This is a genomic window from Ruegeria atlantica, assembly GCF_013032505.1.
GTDB lineage: Bacteria > Pseudomonadota > Alphaproteobacteria > Rhodobacterales > Rhodobacteraceae > Ruegeria > Ruegeria atlantica_F.
Genome location: NZ_WQCG01000003.1, coordinates 467,870 through 484,552 on the forward strand (window position 1 = coordinate 467,870; position 16,683 = coordinate 484,552).

Annotated in this window: 24 protein-coding genes; 8 read left to right on the plus strand and 16 right to left on the minus strand. The window is 57.4% G+C overall.

Going from position 1 to position 16,683, the window contains the following annotated elements; all coding sequences use genetic code 11:
- Positions 1-126: 126 nt before the first annotated feature.
- The 10 genes from rnc to folK all read right to left on the minus strand — a co-directional run bounded on the left by rnc (position 127) and on the right by folK (position 7,893).
- A complete protein-coding gene (gene rnc, locus GOW92_RS13975; RefSeq protein ID WP_170561202.1) occupies positions 127-804 on the minus strand; it encodes a ribonuclease III in 678 nt (225 codons plus the stop codon).
- Complete coding sequence (lepB, locus tag GOW92_RS13980) at positions 801-1,640, minus strand: signal peptidase I (RefSeq protein ID WP_170561203.1); 840 nt, start codon at positions 1,638-1,640, stop codon at positions 801-803. The genes rnc and lepB overlap by 4 nt, the downstream gene beginning before the upstream one ends.
- Before the next feature lie 57 nt (positions 1,641-1,697).
- Entirely contained in the window at positions 1,698-2,117 is a 420-nt protein-coding gene (gene acpS / locus GOW92_RS13985) for a holo-ACP synthase (protein ID WP_170561204.1), read from the minus strand.
- Positions 2,114-2,641, minus strand: a complete 528-nt coding sequence (locus GOW92_RS13990; RefSeq protein ID WP_170561205.1) for a hypothetical protein — start codon at positions 2,639-2,641, stop codon at positions 2,114-2,116. Before GOW92_RS13990 ends, acpS begins: the two co-directional genes overlap by 4 nt.
- 13 nt (positions 2,642-2,654) lie before the next feature.
- Positions 2,655-3,278, minus strand: coding sequence for a LysE family translocator (locus tag GOW92_RS13995; protein ID WP_170561206.1), 624 nt, complete (start codon positions 3,276-3,278; stop codon positions 2,655-2,657).
- Complete coding sequence (locus tag GOW92_RS14000) at positions 3,275-4,021, minus strand: pyridoxine 5'-phosphate synthase (protein WP_170561207.1); 747 nt, start codon at positions 4,019-4,021, stop codon at positions 3,275-3,277. The genes GOW92_RS13995 and GOW92_RS14000 overlap by 4 nt, the downstream gene beginning before the upstream one ends.
- Entirely contained in the window at positions 4,014-4,712 is a 699-nt protein-coding gene (locus GOW92_RS14005; protein WP_170561208.1) for a DUF2062 domain-containing protein, read from the minus strand. The genes GOW92_RS14000 and GOW92_RS14005 overlap by 8 nt, the downstream gene beginning before the upstream one ends.
- 16 nt (positions 4,713-4,728) lie before the next feature.
- The gene (locus tag GOW92_RS14010; RefSeq protein ID WP_170561209.1) at positions 4,729-6,861 is read right to left on the minus strand and encodes a RelA/SpoT family protein; all 2,133 of its coding nucleotides are present in this window, start codon (positions 6,859-6,861) and stop codon (positions 4,729-4,731) included.
- Between the two features lie 26 nt (positions 6,862-6,887).
- Positions 6,888-7,241 carry a DNA-directed RNA polymerase subunit omega gene (gene rpoZ, locus GOW92_RS14015; RefSeq protein ID WP_170561210.1) on the minus strand — a complete coding sequence of 118 codons (354 nt, stop codon included), beginning with the start codon at positions 7,239-7,241 and terminating at the stop codon, positions 6,888-6,890.
- A 94-nt stretch (positions 7,242-7,335) separates the two neighbouring features.
- Positions 7,336-7,893 (minus strand): 2-amino-4-hydroxy-6-hydroxymethyldihydropteridine diphosphokinase, encoded by a 558-nt coding sequence (gene folK / locus GOW92_RS14020; RefSeq protein WP_170561211.1) that lies wholly within the window; start codon positions 7,891-7,893, stop codon positions 7,336-7,338.
- Positions 7,894-8,046: 153 nt separating this feature from the next.
- Between folK and GOW92_RS14025 the strand changes: the two genes are divergently transcribed.
- From GOW92_RS14025 to GOW92_RS14055, 7 genes are all read left to right on the plus strand, one after another.
- Positions 8,047-8,619, plus strand: a complete 573-nt coding sequence (locus tag GOW92_RS14025) for a LabA-like NYN domain-containing protein (protein ID WP_058278950.1) — start codon at positions 8,047-8,049, stop codon at positions 8,617-8,619.
- A 194-nt stretch (positions 8,620-8,813) separates the two neighbouring features.
- On the plus strand, positions 8,814-9,764 hold the full coding sequence (gene ispH / locus GOW92_RS14030) for a 4-hydroxy-3-methylbut-2-enyl diphosphate reductase (RefSeq protein WP_170561212.1): 951 nt from the start codon (positions 8,814-8,816) through the stop codon (positions 9,762-9,764).
- Positions 9,761-10,213: a DUF3429 domain-containing protein gene (locus GOW92_RS14035; RefSeq protein ID WP_170561213.1), complete on the plus strand. Its 453-nt coding sequence runs from the start codon at positions 9,761-9,763 to the stop codon at positions 10,211-10,213. The genes ispH and GOW92_RS14035 overlap by 4 nt, the downstream gene beginning before the upstream one ends.
- Complete coding sequence (locus GOW92_RS14040) at positions 10,210-10,797, plus strand: class I SAM-dependent methyltransferase (protein WP_368040285.1); 588 nt, start codon at positions 10,210-10,212, stop codon at positions 10,795-10,797. Before GOW92_RS14035 ends, GOW92_RS14040 begins: the two co-directional genes overlap by 4 nt.
- Positions 10,790-11,257 (plus strand): ribonuclease HI, encoded by a 468-nt coding sequence (gene rnhA, locus GOW92_RS14045; protein ID WP_170561215.1) that lies wholly within the window; start codon positions 10,790-10,792, stop codon positions 11,255-11,257. Before GOW92_RS14040 ends, rnhA begins: the two co-directional genes overlap by 8 nt.
- Complete coding sequence (locus GOW92_RS14050; RefSeq protein ID WP_170561216.1) at positions 11,254-11,877, plus strand: trimeric intracellular cation channel family protein; 624 nt, start codon at positions 11,254-11,256, stop codon at positions 11,875-11,877. Before rnhA ends, GOW92_RS14050 begins: the two co-directional genes overlap by 4 nt.
- Positions 11,878-11,931: 54 nt before the next feature.
- Entirely contained in the window at positions 11,932-12,534 is a 603-nt protein-coding gene (locus GOW92_RS14055) for an alpha/beta hydrolase (protein ID WP_170561217.1), read from the plus strand.
- A 6-nt stretch (positions 12,535-12,540) separates the two neighbouring features.
- Here GOW92_RS14055 and GOW92_RS14060 read toward each other — a convergent pair whose 3' ends face one another.
- From GOW92_RS14060 to def (GOW92_RS14080), 5 genes are read right to left on the minus strand one after another with little or no spacing between them, the layout of a single operon-like run.
- Positions 12,541-12,777: a GlsB/YeaQ/YmgE family stress response membrane protein gene (locus GOW92_RS14060; protein ID WP_058273291.1), complete on the minus strand. Its 237-nt coding sequence runs from the start codon at positions 12,775-12,777 to the stop codon at positions 12,541-12,543.
- 1 nt (position 12,778) lies between these two features.
- Entirely contained in the window at positions 12,779-13,033 is a 255-nt protein-coding gene (locus GOW92_RS14065; RefSeq protein WP_058278955.1) for a hypothetical protein, read from the minus strand.
- Between the two features lie 14 nt (positions 13,034-13,047).
- A complete protein-coding gene (fmt, locus tag GOW92_RS14070) occupies positions 13,048-13,953 on the minus strand; it encodes a methionyl-tRNA formyltransferase (RefSeq protein WP_170561218.1) in 906 nt (301 codons plus the stop codon).
- Between the two features lie 2 nt (positions 13,954-13,955).
- Positions 13,956-14,450, minus strand: coding sequence for a peptide deformylase (gene def / locus GOW92_RS14075; protein WP_170561219.1), 495 nt, complete (start codon positions 14,448-14,450; stop codon positions 13,956-13,958).
- Positions 14,447-14,965: a peptide deformylase gene (gene def, locus GOW92_RS14080; protein WP_170561220.1), complete on the minus strand. Its 519-nt coding sequence runs from the start codon at positions 14,963-14,965 to the stop codon at positions 14,447-14,449. The genes def (GOW92_RS14075) and def (GOW92_RS14080) overlap by 4 nt, the downstream gene beginning before the upstream one ends.
- A 94-nt stretch (positions 14,966-15,059) precedes the next feature.
- On the opposite strand from def (GOW92_RS14080), the gene GOW92_RS14085 reads away from it, so the two are divergent.
- Positions 15,060-16,232 carry a MalY/PatB family protein gene (locus GOW92_RS14085; protein WP_170561221.1) on the plus strand — a complete coding sequence of 391 codons (1,173 nt, stop codon included), beginning with the start codon at positions 15,060-15,062 and terminating at the stop codon, positions 16,230-16,232.
- A 36-nt stretch (positions 16,233-16,268) separates the two neighbouring features.
- On the opposite strand, the gene GOW92_RS14090 is transcribed toward GOW92_RS14085, so the two are convergent.
- The gene (locus GOW92_RS14090; RefSeq protein WP_170561222.1) at positions 16,269-16,622 is read right to left on the minus strand and encodes a hypothetical protein; all 354 of its coding nucleotides are present in this window, start codon (positions 16,620-16,622) and stop codon (positions 16,269-16,271) included.
- Positions 16,623-16,683: the final 61 nt, after the last annotated feature.

Genomic DNA, 16,683 nt, shown 5'->3' on the forward strand with positions numbered 1-16,683 from the left:
GCTTTGCTCGCTTGTTCTTAGAAATGCGCCAAAGCGGATGATGTTCAGATACGCCCGCGACCCGAGGTCCGCCATAGGCCTCAAGTTAGATTGAGAATTGTGACATGTTCGGGCTGTCGAGGGTTGCTATTTCAACTGATCCAGCAGCGCCTTTGCGGCGGCTTGTTCCGCCTGACGTTTCGACCCTGCCGTTGCCTGCGCTTCAGTTCCGTCCTGCAACCGAGCCGCAATGGTAAACACCGGGGCGTGATCGGGGCCGCTGCGTTTGACCTCGACGTAAGCGGGCGGTTTTTGCCCGCGCGCCTGCGCCCATTCCTGAAGCGATGTTTTGGCGTCCCGGGCATCCGCTTCAACGTTGTGGACACGATCTCCCCAAAGTCGCAGGATGACGTCCCGGGCTGCCTCAAATCCGGCATCGCGATAGATAGCGGCGATCACCGCCTCCATCGCGTCACCCAGCAAGGCCTGTTTGCGGCGCCCACCTGACAGCATCTCGGACCGGCCCAGTTTCAGCACCGCGCCAAGGTCGATCTGTCGGGCCACATCGGCGCAGGCCTCTTTACGGACCAACGCATTGAACCGCGGGGCTAATTGCCCTTCCGAAGCTTTCTTGTCGGCCTCCAGCAAGGCGGTCGCCATGACAAGGCCCAGAACCCGATCGCCCAGAAACTCCAACCGCTGATTGTCGGGCCGTGTCGAGGACGACACCGAACCATGCGTCAGCGCCCGCACCAGTAGTTCAGGGTTGGCGAATTCATACCCCAGACGCTGCTGGAACGCCTTTATCTCGGCAGAAAGCCTCAATTGACCGCCTTGAAGAAGCGATCCCCGCGCCACGTCCAGAAGAACAGCATCGACCGGCCAGCAGACGAGAACAGGATACGGTCCGCCCGACCGATCAGGTCTTCGTAGGGCACATAGCCGACGCCGCCTGCGGATTGTGGCACGCGACTGTCACTGGAGTTGTCGCGGTTGTCACCCATGAAGAAGTAATGGCCTTCGGGAACCGTATAGATACCGGTATTGTCCGCCGCCTGATTGCCGATGTTCAGCACTTCGTATGACACACCGTTTGGCAAAGTTTCGATCATCCGCGATTTTTCACAGACTCCGCCGAAGCCGACAGGGCCATTTTCGCAGCGCGGGCGCAGACCTTGCGAACCTTGTGGTTCGGCAATTTCAGTGAACACGCCATCTGGCTGTTGTTGTACTGGTGTGCCGTTCAGGATGATCTGACCGTCCCGCACCTGAACGCGGTCCCCGGGCAGGCCGATCAGACGCTTGATGTAGTCGCGGCCGCTGACCGGGTGGCGGAAAACGATGACGTCACCACGTTCGGGGTCACCACCCCAGATGCGAGTGTTTTCGCCGCTTTGCATCCAGCCGCAGATATCTTCGGCGTCAACATTCAGGCCGACGCTCGGGATGATCAGGCTGGGGCATGAGGCGTAAGAATAGCCATAGGACATTTTGTTGACGAACAGGAAATCGCCGATCAGCAAGGTGGGCTTCATCGAGCCCGACGGAATCCAGAATGGCTGGAACAGGATCGTGCGGAACACGCCCGCGATCAGCAGGGCATATACGATGGTCTTGATCGTCTCCCACACGGCGTTACCTGTTTTGGCTTCCTCGGCCATACTGCTCTCCGGTCGTTAGGTTGTTGGGGTGCTACATGCGGGTCGGGTGGGGGCAAGTCAAGGCTGCGTGGTGCTATCTTGAAGCGGGCGCGCCTCGATCACCACGAATGCCTGTGCCCAGGGGTGATCGTCGGTAAGGGTGACGTGGATGATGGCCTCATACCCTTCGGGCGTCATCTCTTTCAGTCGATCCGCCGCCCACCCCGTGACATGCATCACTGGCTGACCCGTGCGCAGATTGGTCACCGACATATCCTTCCAGGCGATGCCCATCGCCAGACCCGTGCCTAACGCCTTAGAACATGCCTCTTTTGCAGCCCAGCGTTTGGCATAGGTTCCGGCGACATCAGCGCGTCGTTCGGCTTTGCTCTGTTCAATCTCAGTGAATACACGGTTGCGAAACCGGTCTCCGAACCGATCGAGCGTACCCTGAATGCGGTCTATATTCGCGAGATCCGTGCCGATACCGAGGATCATTTGGCAATACCTTTTGTAACGGGTTGCGCCTGTCTGAGACCGACGCCAAACGCAACCCGGCACACGATCGACGCAGTAACTACTAGGGCTGCAATCCAATAGTACTCCCAAAAGTCGAACCCGAATTCGAGAAGGGACAGGTCTTCGAGAGCAATGAAGTAAATCAATAGAATAGCCAAGTAGATCACCCCAATTCCACTCACCGCCATCGCAACTGATCCAGACAACATGCTCGCATTGGATGGTACAGCGGAATTACGATTGTAATAGTAATACCCTTCCACAAGGGCGGATATGGCGAACACAACAAGGCAAATGACTATCAACATGGCAAAAAACTGATCCACGATGTACTGGCCAAAAAAGATCCCCGGGTAGAGGAACAAAAACCGTGATCCCAAGTATCTGTTGAATTCAAATTCCAGCGACAAAGCCAGCCAGACCAGTTCGACAATGCCTAACACGTTAACGGCAAGATATGCCGCAGAAAACACCGCTAGGTATCTGAGCAGACTGAAGTTCATTCCCTTGCCCTTATCAACCCAACCGCACCGTCAGAATCTTGTAACTTGCCAGTCCAAAAAACCCGGCAAATGCAAAATCGAACCAGCGGCGGGCGCGGCGGTAGGCTCGCACCATACGTTCCGAGGAGAAGAGAAAGGCGTAGCCGATGAAGACAAGCAAAGATCCTGCATAGAGCATGGCGAAGTAACCCAGCAGCATCGACAGGCTCGCATCATTCGGGGCCACGATGGCATAGATCGAACCCCAACTCAGGATCGCCTTTGGGTTTGTCAGGTGGATGGCCGCGCCCTTGGCAAATATTGCGCGCAAAGAGCCGGTGACGGGGTTGCCCATAGCGACTTCATCTGACGTCATTGCCCGGCGCAATGCCTTGACCGCCAGCCAGCCCAAATAGGCCACGCCCGCATAGCGGATTACCTCGAACACCCAGATATTGGCCAGCATGATCGCTGACAGCCCCAGCGCAGCGGCAATGCCCCACGCAGCAGATCCCGCGCAGATACCCAAGGCAAACACCAACCCCGCGCGACGGCCTTCGTTCATAGCCGTTCCGGCGATCCCCATAGTCGCCGGTCCCGGAGAGCCACCGGCCATCAGCCAGGCAAACCAGATGGCGACAAATCCGGGCGTGATCATGCCCGCGCCTCGTCCATCAGGCGGCGCATTTCGGCAATCGCTGGTGTGAGACCGCGGAAGATGGCCTCGCCGATCAGGAAGTGGCCAATATTCAACTCGCGCACTTCGGGGAACGCCGCGATCGGTTGCACGGTGTCATAGGTCAGGCCGTGCCCCGCGTGGACCTCAAGGCCCAGCGAATGGGCAAATGATGACATCTCGCGCAGGGCTTCTAGTTCGCGGTTGGCCGCGTCCATGTGACCCTCGGCCATCGCGTCGCAATATGCACCGGTGTGCAGCTCGATCACTTCGGCGCCAATCCGGTGTGCGGCTTCGATCTGGCGCTTGTCCGCGGCGATAAAGATCGACACACGGCACCCGGCTTCGCGCAGCGGTGCAATGAAATGGGCCAGCTTGTTTTCCTCGCGCGCGACTTCCAGCCCGCCTTCAGTGGTGCGTTCCTCGCGCTTTTCGGGAACGATGCAAACGGCATGAGGTTTGTGGCGCAGCGCAATTTTCTGCATCTCTGGCGTCGCGGCCATCTCAAAGTTCAACGGTACTGACAGAACCTCCATCAACCCGTCGATATCTGCATCCGAGATATGGCGGCGATCTTCGCGCAGATGCGCGGTGATGCCGTCAGCCCCGGCCTCTTCGGCTAGCTTTGCAGCGCGCAAAGGGTCAGGATAGGCCCCGCCCCGCGCGTTACGCACTGTGGCCACGTGGTCGATATTCACGCCAAGACGCAGTTGGTTGTCAGACATCGCTCGAATCCTTCTTCAGCCCTTGGTCCGAACCTAGGGCATTCGTATGTGGAACGGCAGGCTTTGTTTCGGCCAAGCGTTTGATTTCGTCAAACTTTGCCTTGATCTTGTCACGACGACGTTGCTGGTACGTCCGAATTAATGGCAGGCTGAGGTAATAGCAGATCGCTCCGGCCAGCAAACCGGGCAGTATCCCGCCAATAAAATATGGAAAAAACACCTCATCATAAAAAACGCTCAAGCCCCGCCAATCAGCAACACGGTCGGTAAACAAAGCGACAAAGTTGTTCTTGAGATCCCCCAGCGCGTCGCCGAAGTTTTTCATCAGGCCCTTGGTTTCTTCTTTTCTAAAATCATCACCCAGCAGGAAATGACCCGTCTGCAGACACACGACCCCAATGGGCACATAGGTCAGAGGATTGCCAAAAAACGTCCCGCTGAGCGCGGCCAGAATATTGCCGTTGATCAGACGGGCGATTACGGCGGCGACTAGAAAATGCAATCCGTAGAAAGGGGTAAAGGCCGTGAAAACACCCGCGCCGATCCCGCGCGCGATGCGTTCGGGGGAATCCGGCAACCTGCGAACACGGTGTTTGACGTAGTGAAAGGCCCGCGTCCACCCCCCTCGGGGATAGACGAATTCAGACGCGATCTGGACAGGTGAGCGTCGGTCTCGGCGCTTGAAAACCACTCCTGATCACCCCTTCTCAGCCAGCCGCAACTGCGGTTTTTGCCCTGTCCCGATACCGCTCCACAGCCGCCACGTCGCTTTCGGCCTCGAGCATCAGCATGAGCGAATGCAACTGCTCCAGGTCACGCAGTTCGACATTGATCAGCAAGCGGTAAAAATCCGGTTTGCGGTCGACGAATTCGAGGTTCGAGATATTGGCCTTTTTCTCGCCGATCAACGTGCAAATGCGTCCCAGCACACCGGCATCGTTACCGATGGTCATATCCAGCGTCGCACCATAGACAGCCGGGTGCGTTCCCGAATGCCAGTGCAAATCGACCCAGCGATCAGGTTCGCTTTCGAATTCGGAGAGGCGGTCGCAGTCGATCGCATGCACGACAACTCCTTTGCCGCGATAGGTTATGCCGACAATGCGTTCGCCCGGCAAAGGCTGGCAACAAGGGGCGCGGTCGAATTTTTGGCCGGGCTCAAGGCCGATCACCGCGCGGCGCGGGGAAATGGCGTCCCCCTCATCCTGGGTCAGTTCAGGGTAAACAGCACTGACTACATCATGCGCCGTCAGCTCGGCGCTGCCGAGGCGTGCAAGCAATTCGTGCCGGTCTTTCAGGCGCAAGTGCTTCGCCGCCGTGTCCAGCGCTTTTTCGGTGGCCTTGCGGCCAACATGTTCAAATCCAGAGCGCGCCAGTTCCTTGCCCAGCTTGATAAACCGTTCCCGATCGACTTCGCGCAGCGCGCGCCGAATTGCGGTTCGCGCCTTGCCGGTCACCGCAATCTCAAGCCAGGTAACTTGGGGTGTCTGACCATCCGCGGTGATCACATCTACAGACTGACCGTTCTTGATGCGCGTCCACAGTGGCACACGAATGCCGTCCACCTTGGCACCAACGCAGGCATGTCCAATACGGGTGTGGATCGCATAGGCGAAATCAATCGGCGTGGCCCCGCGCGGTAGCTTGACCACATCACCTTTAGGCGTGAAGCAAAACACCTGATCCGAGTACATTTCCAGTTTGACTGCTTCGAGGAAATCCTCGTGATCTTCCTCGCTGTCGAACTGTTCGGTCAGGTTTGCAATCCACTTCGCCGGATCGACGGCAAAAGGGTTTTCCGAACGGACGCCATCGCGGTATGACCAATGCGCCGCAACGCCGGTTTCGGCTACGTCATGCATTTGGCGCGTACGGATCTGCACCTCGACCCGTTTCCCGTCGCGCCCCGAAACCGTTGTGTGGATCGATCGATACCCGTTTGATTTCGGCTGACTGATGTAATCCTTGAACCGCCCCGGCACAGCGCGCCAACGCTGGTGAATGGCACCAAGCGTGCGATAGCAATCTTCTTCGGACCGGGTGATGATGCGAAAGCCGTAAATATCGGACAGGCGCGAAAAGCCCTGATCCTTTTCCTGCATCTTGCGCCAGATCGAATAGGGTTTTTTGGCACGACCGAACACTTCGGCCTCGATGCCCGCCTTCTCCAACTCGTGCCGCATGTCGCCAGTGATCCGGTGGATCACGTCGCCGGTTTCGCGCTGCAGCGTGATGAAGCGTCGAATGATAGACTGACGGCCTTCGGAATTCAGAACGCGGAAAGCAAGGTCTTCAAGCTCTTCGCGCATCCATTGCATACCCATCCGACCTGCGAGCGGCGCGTAGATATCCATAGTCTCGCGCGCCTTTTGAACCTGTTTTTCAGGCCGCATCGCCTTGATCGTGCGCATGTTGTGCAGACGGTCAGCGAGCTTGACCAGAATAACTCGCAGATCCTTGGACATGGCCATGAACAGCTTACGGAAGTTCTCGGCCTGTTTGGTTTCGCGGCTGGACAGTTGCAGGTTGGTCAGTTTGGTGACGCCGTCGACCAGCTTGGCTACCTCTTCGCCGAACAGCTCGGACACCTTGCCATAATTGGCTTTGGTGTCTTCAATCGTGTCATGCAGCAGCGCCGTGATGATCGTCGCATCATCCAGACGCTGTTCAGTCAGGATGGCGGCTACGGCTACTGGGTGGGTAAAGTAGGGTTCGCCAGAATGGCGGAACTGACCATCATGCATCTGCTTACCGAACTCATAGGCCCGGGCGATGCGATCAGCATTTGTCTTGGGGTTGTAGTTGCGGACCAGCGCAATCAGGTCGTCTGCAGAAATCATCCGGTCCGCACCTTCATCTTTGGGGCTTACCCCTGGCCTTGAGCCTCCATCAGAGCGCGCAACAGCTTCTCTTCGGACATGTCGTCATCGGCAGGTTTGTCCGATTCCGCACCCATCAGCAGAGCCATCTGATCTTCTTCCGGCTCATCGACCTCGATCTGGGTCTGGTTGGCCTCGATCAAACGCTCGCGCAGATCGTCGGCGCTTTGGGTTTCGTCGGCAATCTCGCGCAGCGACACAACGGGGTTTTTATCGTTGTCACGGTCCACGGTGATCCCCGCACCGGCGGAAATCTCGCGCGCACGATGGGCGGCAAGCATCACCAGTTCAAACCGGTTCGGAACCTTGTCTACGCAATCTTCAACCGTTACGCGGGCCATTGAGCGCTCTCCGTTACTGAATCCATGTCAGGAAGAGGTTTATCTAAGGGCGAATCCCTGCCTTGACAAGCAAGAAATGCTGCAAATGCACCCTTCACGCTGCCGTGACTGCTTCAATATCCGCTGCGGGCAGGTCTGCAAGCATTTCGGTCACCGTCCGCCCCAGGACCGGATGCCGCCAATCCGGGGCCACGTCCGCCATCGGAACCAACACAAAAGCGCGATCCTGCAGGCGCGGATGGGGTATGATCAGCTGATCTGGCGCTTTTTGGGTCTGCTCCTCAGCCGACAGGGTCAACCATTTGTCATATTGGGCATGATCAGGCAGAACCAGATCATCGTAACACACTAAATCCAGGTCCAGAGTTCGCATACCCCACCGCTGGACTCTTTCGCGGCCGTACTGATGCTCAATCTGGTGAAGCAAATGCAACAAATCGGCAGGATTCCTGTCCGTTTCGATCAATGCAGCCGCGTTGATATAGTCCGGTCCGGCACCTGCGGGAAAGCACGGGGTCTCAAAAAAACGACTTACGGCACGAATCACCAACCCCTGACGCAATAACGCGTCAAGAGCATCGCCAAGTGTCACCTTGGGCCCCTGTCCTCTCAAATTGAGATTTGCACCCAGTGCGATAACCGCTTTTGACATAGTTTTGTGCGTTCCATTCACTATATTCGGCGAATTGCATGCTTGCGATAAGTCCGAAATGGCCTAATTATAGGGATACCAGCGCGCCGCTTATTTCCAATACCCACTCACGTAACACTCCGGCGCTCTGTATTATACCGGAAGGACCTATTTATGTTCTATAAAGACGAACGGCTAGCGCTGTTCATCGACGGCTCGAATCTTTATGCGGCCGCAAAAGCACTGGGGTTTGACATCGACTACAAATTGCTGCGCCAGGAATTCATGCGCCGCGGCAAGATGCTTAGGGCTTTTTACTATACAGCGCTATTGGAAAATGACGAGTATTCTCCGATCCGTCCCTTGGTTGACTGGCTGCACTACAACGGCTTCACCATGGTGACAAAACCGGCGAAGGAATACACCGACAGTATGGGGCGTCGGAAAGTCAAAGGAAACATGGACATCGAACTGACCGTGGACGCCATGGAGCTGGCGCCGCGCGTCGATCATATTGTGCTGTTTTCGGGTGATGGGGATTTTCGCCCGCTGATTGCCAGCCTGCAGCGTCAGGGCGTGCGCGTTTCGGTGGTTTCGACCATCCGCAGCCAACCGCCGATGATCTCGGACGAGCTGCGCCGCCAGGCGGACAACTTCATCGAACTTGAAGACCTGCGCGATGTGATCGGGCGACCTCCGCGCGAGATGCCGATGGAGCCGCGCAGCGTTGCTGCGGGTGGACAGTAATACAAGGCCACTCACTAGCCTTGGGGGAAGAAATTAGCGCGGTCAGGTTTTTTTGAACCTGGCCGCGCTTCTTTAACTAAACACAGGTGCTGAAACACTTACTGGCTAACAGCGTTTCATGTCAGATCAATGACAACGTCCTGTCTGGACCACGGCTAGGAAAAGACTTACCTGTGGCCTATGGAGACCACGACATGACCAAGCCGCCCCTCACCCTTTACCTCGCAGCCCCGCGCGGGTTCTGCGCCGGTGTCGACCGGGCGATCAAGATCGTCGAAATGGCGCTGCAAAAATGGGGAGCCCCGGTCTATGTGCGGCACGAAATCGTCCACAACAAATTTGTCGTAGACGGCCTGCGCGCCAAGGGTGCAGTCTTTGTCGAAGAACTGGATGAGTGTCCTGACGACCGACCAGTTATTTTTTCAGCGCATGGCGTACCGAAATCCGTTCCTGCGTCGGCGGCTCAGCGTGAAATGATCTATGTCGATGCCACCTGCCCGCTGGTTTCCAAGGTCCATGTTGAGGCACAGCGCCATGCCGAAGCCGGATTGCAGATGATCATGATTGGCCACAAGGGCCATCCGGAAACCGTCGGCACCATGGGCCAGTTACCTGACGGCGAAGTGCTGCTGGTGGAAACCGTCGACGACGTGGCCGCGGTTCATGTGCGCAATCCGGAAAAGTTGGCATTTGTCACTCAAACGACACTTTCAGTCGATGACACCAAGGATATCATCGCTGCCCTGCAGGCACGTTTTCCGGCCATCGTTGGGCCGCATAAGGAAGACATCTGCTACGCCACCACCAACCGGCAAGAGGCAGTCAAGGCCGTAGCACCCAAATCAGATGCTCTGCTTGTTGTCGGGGCTCCGAACTCTTCAAACTCGCGCCGACTGGTCGAGGTTGCCGCGCGCGCCGGATGCAACTATGCGCAGTTGGTACAGCGCGCAGGCGATATCGACTGGCGGGCACTGGAAGGGATCTCGACCATCGCCATCACGGCAGGCGCGTCCGCGCCAGAAGTGCTGGTGAATGAGGTGATTGACGCATTCAACGACCACTATTGCGTGACGGTCGAACTGGTCGAAACCGCTGTCGAAAACGTTGAATTCAAAGTGCCACGCGTCCTGAGGCAAACCGCATGAGAGGTGTTCCAAGAGCGCCGCTGGTTCTGGCGCTGGCAGGGCTGATCCCATTCATTTGGGGCGTATTGACCTATCTGAACGGCGATTTGCAGGACTGGGGGCGACAGGCGCTGGGGTCGCGGTTTGTCGGGCCTTATATTCAACTGTTCTACGGCTCGGTCATTCTTAGCTTTATGTCCGGTGTTCTGTGGGGGTTCGCCACCAAGACGTCTGGCAGCAAGGCAGCAACTTGCTATGCACTGTCGGTCCTTCCGGCGCTTTGGGCTTTCTTCATGACTGGCGGCGGGCCCGTCGAGGCGGGCATCAACTTGATGTACGGTTTCGCCGGCTTGCTGATATTGGACGCTGTGTTTGCATATTGGCGATTGACCCCAACATGGTGGCTTAGGCTGCGCATTTTGCTGACCGTGATCGTCCTGATATGCCTTGCTGTAGGAGTGTACCTGTGACCGACCGCAAGACAATTGACGCCTACACAACACGCGTCGCCGAATACCTGAGCGTCCCCTTGCCGCCCGAACAGATCGAGGCGCGTATGGCCTTTGCCGAAGCGGTTACGCCGGGCGGATATGTGCTGGACCTCGGCTCGGGCCCCGGTGCGGACAGCATGTTCTTCCTGCGTGAAGGGTTACAGGTTCGGGCATTGGATGCGACGCCGGCTTTTGTGGATCATGCCCGGGAAAACGGCGTGGACGCACATGTGGGCACGTTTGATGATGTGACCGAAACGGCCGCATATGACGGTATTTACGCCAGCTTTTCGCTACTGCATGCACCGCGCGAAGATTTCCCGCGCCACTTGGCCACCATTCACCGGGCGCTGAAACCTGAGGGTACTTTTTTTCTTGGCCTGAAACTGGGTACGGGCGAACACCGCGACGATATCGACCGGTTTTACACTTATTTCTCACAGACCGAGATCGAAGAGGCGCTGGCCGAGACCGGCTTCACAATCGACCGGGTCACAACCGGCGTAGGTAAAGGTCTGGCCGGCTCTTATGATGGCTTTATTCTGGTGATCGCGCATGCCTGAACTGTTTGCTTACACCGATGGAGCCTGTTCGGGGAATCCCGGCCCTGGCGGCTGGGGCGTACTGATGCGCGCGATGGACGGTGAAAAAGTCCTGAAAGAGCGCGAATTGAACGGCGGCGAGGCGGAAACCACCAACAACCGCATGGAATTACTGGCCGCGATCAGCGCACTGGAAACGCTGGAGCGGCCTTCGAAGATCACCGTGGTGACCGACAGCGCCTACGTAAAAAACGGCGTGACCGGCTGGATATTCGGGTGGAAGCGTAACGGCTGGAAGACCTCGAACAAGAAGCCAGTCAAGAATGTCGATCTATGGCAGCGGCTGGACGAGGCGCAGGCGCGCCATGAAGTGACCTGGGAATGGGTCAAAGGCCATGCGGGCCATCCCGAAAACGAAAAAGCCGATGAACTGGCGCGCGCAGGCATGGCCCCGTTCAAACCCAAAAAGGCGCAGGCGTGAGCGGCCTTGCACTGCTCGATTATGCCTCGGTACTGGTTTTTGCGTTAACTGGCGCTTTGGTGGCCAGTCGGGCTCAGCTTGATTTGGTCGGCTTCGCCTTTATCGCCTGCCTGACGGCCGTGGGAGGAGGCACCGTCCGCGACCTTCTGCTTGATCGCCACCCAGTATTCTGGGTCGGCCAGCCGGATTACATCCTGATCGCCGTAGGTGCCGCTGTGTTGGTCTTCTTCACGGCCCACTTGGTCGAAAGCCGGTACAACTGGTTGATCTGGCTGGACAGCTTTGCCCTTGCCATCGCCGCCGCGGCGGGCTCGGGCGCGGCTTTATCCATGGATCAAACCGGTGTTATCGTAGTGCTGATGGGCGTCACCACCGGTTGTCTAGGCGGGTTGATGCGCGACGTGGTCTGCAACGAAGTGCCTCTGGTCCTGAAACAAGGCGAACTCTATGTCTCTTGCGCGTTTGCCGGGGCCTTGGCCGCTGTGATCGCGGACCGGCTTGGCTTTGACGAACTGCCCGCACTGGCCGCCTGCGCGCTAATCTGTTGGGCACTGAGAGCGGGATCATTGGTGTTTGGCTGGCGACTTCCGGTTTACAAGTCACGACCGCCTCGGCAATAAACGGGTACTATTTACACGGACAGCATTTCCGGCGCCACAGATGTGAGGACTGAGATGAACATCACTCTCCCCTTGTTTGTTACCTCACTGGCCTTTCTTGGTGCTTGTGCAGCGCAATATGACCCTGTCAGCTTCGTTGTGCAGGGGGATGAAATCGTTGCTTCGGGGTCCATTGATAACACGACGCTCGATGCTTTCGAAGAAATCACTGCCTCGAACCCCGGGATTAAAACACTTGTCCTGCAGAACATCGAAGGCTCGGTCGATGATGATGCCAATGTAGTTTTCAGCCGCGTTGTCAGGGAAGAAGGGTTCGATACAGTGGTACCTTCTGATGGCTTGGTCGCATCTGGCGGCACCGACCTGTTCCTGGCGGGCAACCAACGTACCCTTGAACCTGGCGCATGTGTCGGGGTCCATAGCTGGGGCGGCGGCGGATATGTTGCCGCGAACCTGCCGGAAGACCACCCCGAGCATGATCGGTATCTCGACTATTTCGATGACATTGGCGTCGACCCGGCCTTTTACTGGTTCACGCTTGATGCTGCGCCCGAGGACGAAATGCACTGGATGTCGGCGGAGGAAGCAAATCGCTTCAAAATGGCCACGGGCAGGTCGAGTTCATTGGGTTCGACAGTGATTTGCGACGAGCGGTAGCGCCGTTCAACGCCGCAGGTAGGTCTGCCAGATCCAAATCACCAGCAGCGCGCCCAGAACTGCACCGACAAAGCCAGACAACCAACCCGCCACTGTGATCAAGGCCCGCAACAGGAAGCCGCCGACAAGCGCGCCAACGATCCCGATCAGCATGGTCGTGGGAATGTTGGCCTCAATCCGCATCAGGCGGGTGGCAAGGAACCCAGCAGCGGCTCCGATGACGATCAGGGCAATGACAGGCATGTCACTTCCTCCAATGAGTCGGCACGATGATCAGCGCGCCGACGGATGACACGATAGCGTTCAAACCCGGGGACCCAAAAGCAAGGTTAAACCCGAACATCCTGCCAAACATGATTTGAGCAAAGAAAAATAGAAAGGCACCGCCGATACAAATGATGATAGATTGCAGATAGCCGTTTCGGGTAAAGCCGGTTTTTTCCGCGAGGCTTCCAACGACGGCTGCGATCAACACCGTCCCCATCAAAGTCATGTACAAGTCTGTTATTCCTTCTAAATCCGGCTTCCCTTGGCCACAGGCCAGCCCCGCAGAAAGGTTTTCTTATCCTGCGCGCCTTTGCCCGCCCGTTGCAAGCGCAACACATCAACGGCACCGTCGCCACATGCAACAGTCAGAGCATCGTCCAGGACTTCGCCAGGTACGCCTTGCCCCTCGGCCAGACGCGACGCCAGCATTTTCACCCGGTTGCCATCAATCTCAGTCCAGGCCCCGGGAAATGGCGACAACCCTCGGATCTGCCGATCGACCTCGGCTGCAGGACGGGACCAGTCAATCCGCGCCTCAGACTTGTCGATCTTGGCGGCATAGGTCACGCCAACCTCGGGCTGCGGCTCGGGTGTCATATCCGGCAGGTCACGCAGTGCTTCGATGATCAGTTGTGCGCCCATCACTGAGAGGCGGTCATGCAGTTGATCGGTGGTTTCCTCGATCCCGATATCTGTTGCCTCGCGCATAAGAACGGGACCTGTGTCCAACCCGGCCTCCATCTGCATGATACATATCCCGGTTTGCGCATCCCCCGACATGATCGCCCGGTGAATCGGGGCCGCCCCGCGCCAGCGCGGCAGTAGGCTGGCGTGTATGTTCAAGCAACCTTGCTTTGGCGCGTCCAGAATTGGTTGCGGCAGGATCAGGCCATACGCCACCACGACAGCCACATCTGCGTTCAGTGCCGCAAAAGCGCTCTGCTCTTCAGTAGATTTCAAAGACACCGGATGGTGTACGGTCAGCCCCAGTTTTTCGGCCCGGGCATGAACAGGTGTCGGGCGGTCCTTCTTGCCCCGACCCGCTGGGCGCGGCGGCTGGCAATAGACAGCAACGATCTCATGCCCCGCCTCGGCCAGCGCATCCAACACAGGAACCGAGAAGTCGGGCGTGCCCATGAATACAACGCGCATCTCTACCCCTTTTTTTTCGCTTTGCGCAGCAGCATGTCCCGTTTGACCTTGCTGAGCCGATCGAAATACATCTGGCCGTTCAGATGGTCGATCTGGTGCTGCACGCTGGTGGCCTCGATCCCGACAAAGTCGCGGCGATCCACCATACCCTGTTCATTCAGAAACTTGACCGTCACCGCGCGCGGGCGTTTTACCTTGGCCGAGACACCGGGCAAGTTCGGGCTAGCCTCGTCATGTTCTCGCAGTTCGATCGAGCTGTGCAGGATTTCAGGGTTAGCCAGACGCACAGCCTTGCCCCTCTCGGCCGAGCCATCAACAACTGCCAAACGCAACATGACGCCAATCTGTGGCGCGGCCAGACCAACACCGGGCATAGCTTCCATAGTGTCGATCATGTCGGCCCAGATCGTGCGAATTTCGTCAGTGATCTCAGTGACGTCCTCGGCCTTGGTGCGCAGGCGTTTGTCGGGCCAGGGCAGGCAGGTACGAACGGTCATGCGCGGGCTTGCTCGCGTTTCAGTTTCTGCATCTTTCGCGTGATCATCTGGCGTTTCAGCGGCTTGAGATAGTCGATGAACAGCTTGCCGTTCAAATGGTCGATTTCATGCTGAACACAAGTCGCCCAAAGGCCATCGAATGACTCTTGCTGCTGGTTGCCATCCCGGTCCATCCACGTGACGTCGACCACCTTGGGGCGGGTCACTTCGGCGAATTGCTCAGGGATCGACAGGCAGCCTTCCTCGTAGACATTGGTCTCCTCAGACGAGGCGATGATTTCGGGATTGAACATGATTAGCGGGCGTGGCGCTTCGCCCTCTTCCTTTATGCAGTCCAACACGATCAACCTATCAAGCACGCCGATCTGAGGTGCTGCGAGGCCGATGCCGGGCGCATCATACATCGTTTCCAGCATGTCATCGGCCAGCGTGCGCAGTTCGTCACTGATGTCGGCTACGGGCGCACAGACCTTTTTCAGGCGGGGATCGGGATGGATCAGGATATTGCGTTTCATGGGGTTGATTTAGGCCATCCCGCTCCCCGCCGCAACGCCCCCCTTGCGCCTGTCGTATTTGTGGCTAGCTTCCAACCGGACAGATGGAGAAGACATGACTTTCAACGACCTGATCGACCGCCGGGGAACCAACAGTTCAAAATGGGACAAGATGGAGCAGCTGTATGGCGTTTCGCCCGAAAACGGGCTGGCCATGTGGACCGCAGATTCTGACTATCCCACGGCCCCTTGCGTAATTGACGCGGTTCGCAAGGCCGCCGATCACGGCGTCTTTGGGTATTCCTGGATACACCCGAATTATCTAGCATCGGTCCAATGGTGGATGGAAAACCGCCACAACTGGGCAATCGACACAGATTGGGTGCTGACTTCACAGGGGTTGGGCAATGCGATCGCCCTTTGCCTGGACGTCTGGACCGAACCTGGCGACGGAGTAGTGATCTTTACGCCGGTCTACCATGAGTTCGCCCACAAGGTGAACAAATCCGGTCGCCGCGTGGTGGAATGCCCGTTGGTGCGGCAGGGTGACACCTATGGTCTTGATCTGGACGACGCCCAATCACGGCTGGACGGGTCCGAGAAGATGCTGCTGTGGTGTTCGCCCCAGAACCCTTCGGGTCGGGTTTGGACACGGGATGAACTGCACGCTGTGGCTGCGTTTGCCGAGCGCAATGGACTGATATTGGTTTCTGACGAGATCCATCACGATCTGGTCTATCCCGGAAACACGTTCGTGCCGATGGATGTGGCGGCACCCGATGCGCGACCTTGGACCGTGACCCTGACAGCGGCGTCTAAAACTTTCAATATCGCGGGACAGCGTACTGGCAATATGATCATCCCCGACCCCAAACTGCGTGCCGCCATGCGCCATCGTATTCAGACGCTTGATTACGACCCCAGCGCGCTGGGCGTGGCAATGATCACCGCAGCCTACACGCCGGAAGGGGCCGCATGGGTCGACGAACAAGTCGCGCATCTTGCGGGCAATCGCGAGGTCTTCGATGCCGCCATCGCCGAAATTCCCGGTCTGTGGTCCATGCCCCTGCAGGCCACCTATCTTGCGTGGATCGATTTTTCAGGCACCGGCATGAACCACGATGAGTTCGTCCGCCGTTTGCGCGAAGACGCTAAGATTGCAACCTCCTCCGGACCCGGCTTTGGCGCAGGTGGTGAGACCTTTGAACGGTTTAACCTTGCCACTCAAAGTGCCCGGGTTGAAGACGCATGCGACCGACTAAAGCGCGCTTTTGCTGATTTGCAGTGAACGAGGTGGCCAACGGCGATGTCGTTGGCTCTCCCCTCAATCCTCGTGGCCCAACAACGCAATCGGGGCATCCGGCGCGCGGTAGAAATCTAGCGGAGCCTTGTCGGCTGCAGCAGTGCTACGCTTGAACTCGTAACGCATCTCGCCCGCTTCATCCTCATCTGCGATGATAAGGCATTGGTACAGATGGTTGGCGCCATCATAGATATCCACAAGTCCGCGCAGTTGTGGCGTTGTTTCAGCCTCAACTGTAAACCCATCCCTCCACAATCGAAGAATTTTGTAAGTATTGTCGCCAATCTCAACACGCAGTCGGCTGGTTTTCTTCAGCCCCGCGATTCGTGCCGCATCCAATTCAGCAGTTATTTCCTTTGAAATATAAGTACTCATAAAAAGTTCCCCCGGCAGAGTACTCTATTGTGAGGCGCAAATTATGAAAATCCAGTGAACG

What these genes read in the sequence shown, in the direction of transcription:
- lepB (WP_170561203.1), bottom strand. Translation starts at nt 1,640, where the DNA reads ATGGCCGAGGAAGCCAAAACAGGTAACGCCGTGTGGGAGACGATCAAG.
- acpS (WP_170561204.1), bottom strand. Translation starts at nt 2,117, where the DNA reads ATGATCCTCGGTATCGGCACGGATCTCGCGAATATAGACCGCATTCAG.
- GOW92_RS13990 (WP_170561205.1), bottom strand. Translation starts at nt 2,641, where the DNA reads ATGAACTTCAGTCTGCTCAGATACCTAGCGGTGTTTTCTGCGGCATAT.
- GOW92_RS13995 (WP_170561206.1), bottom strand. Translation starts at nt 3,278, where the DNA reads ATGATCACGCCCGGATTTGTCGCCATCTGGTTTGCCTGGCTGATGGCC.
- GOW92_RS14000 (WP_170561207.1), bottom strand. Translation starts at nt 4,021, where the DNA reads ATGTCTGACAACCAACTGCGTCTTGGCGTGAATATCGACCACGTGGCC.
- GOW92_RS14010 (WP_170561209.1), bottom strand. Translation starts at nt 6,861, where the DNA reads ATGATTTCTGCAGACGACCTGATTGCGCTGGTCCGCAACTACAACCCC.
- rpoZ (WP_170561210.1), bottom strand. Translation starts at nt 7,241, where the DNA reads ATGGCCCGCGTAACGGTTGAAGATTGCGTAGACAAGGTTCCGAACCGG.
- folK (WP_170561211.1), bottom strand. Translation starts at nt 7,893, where the DNA reads ATGTCAAAAGCGGTTATCGCACTGGGTGCAAATCTCAATTTGAGAGGA.
- GOW92_RS14025 (WP_058278950.1), top strand. Translation starts at nt 8,047, where the DNA reads ATGTTCTATAAAGACGAACGGCTAGCGCTGTTCATCGACGGCTCGAAT.
- ispH (WP_170561212.1), top strand. Translation starts at nt 8,814, where the DNA reads ATGACCAAGCCGCCCCTCACCCTTTACCTCGCAGCCCCGCGCGGGTTC.
- GOW92_RS14035 (WP_170561213.1), top strand. Translation starts at nt 9,761, where the DNA reads ATGAGAGGTGTTCCAAGAGCGCCGCTGGTTCTGGCGCTGGCAGGGCTG.
- rnhA (WP_170561215.1), top strand. Translation starts at nt 10,790, where the DNA reads ATGCCTGAACTGTTTGCTTACACCGATGGAGCCTGTTCGGGGAATCCC.
- GOW92_RS14055 (WP_170561217.1), top strand. Translation starts at nt 11,932, where the DNA reads ATGAACATCACTCTCCCCTTGTTTGTTACCTCACTGGCCTTTCTTGGT.
- GOW92_RS14060 (WP_058273291.1), bottom strand. Translation starts at nt 12,777, where the DNA reads ATGCCTGTCATTGCCCTGATCGTCATCGGAGCCGCTGCTGGGTTCCTT.
- fmt (WP_170561218.1), bottom strand. Translation starts at nt 13,953, where the DNA reads ATGCGCGTTGTATTCATGGGCACGCCCGACTTCTCGGTTCCTGTGTTG.
- def (WP_170561219.1), bottom strand. Translation starts at nt 14,450, where the DNA reads ATGACCGTTCGTACCTGCCTGCCCTGGCCCGACAAACGCCTGCGCACC.
- def (WP_170561220.1), bottom strand. Translation starts at nt 14,965, where the DNA reads ATGAAACGCAATATCCTGATCCATCCCGATCCCCGCCTGAAAAAGGTC.
- GOW92_RS14085 (WP_170561221.1), top strand. Translation starts at nt 15,060, where the DNA reads ATGACTTTCAACGACCTGATCGACCGCCGGGGAACCAACAGTTCAAAA.
- GOW92_RS14090 (WP_170561222.1), bottom strand. Translation starts at nt 16,622, where the DNA reads ATGAGTACTTATATTTCAAAGGAAATAACTGCTGAATTGGATGCGGCA.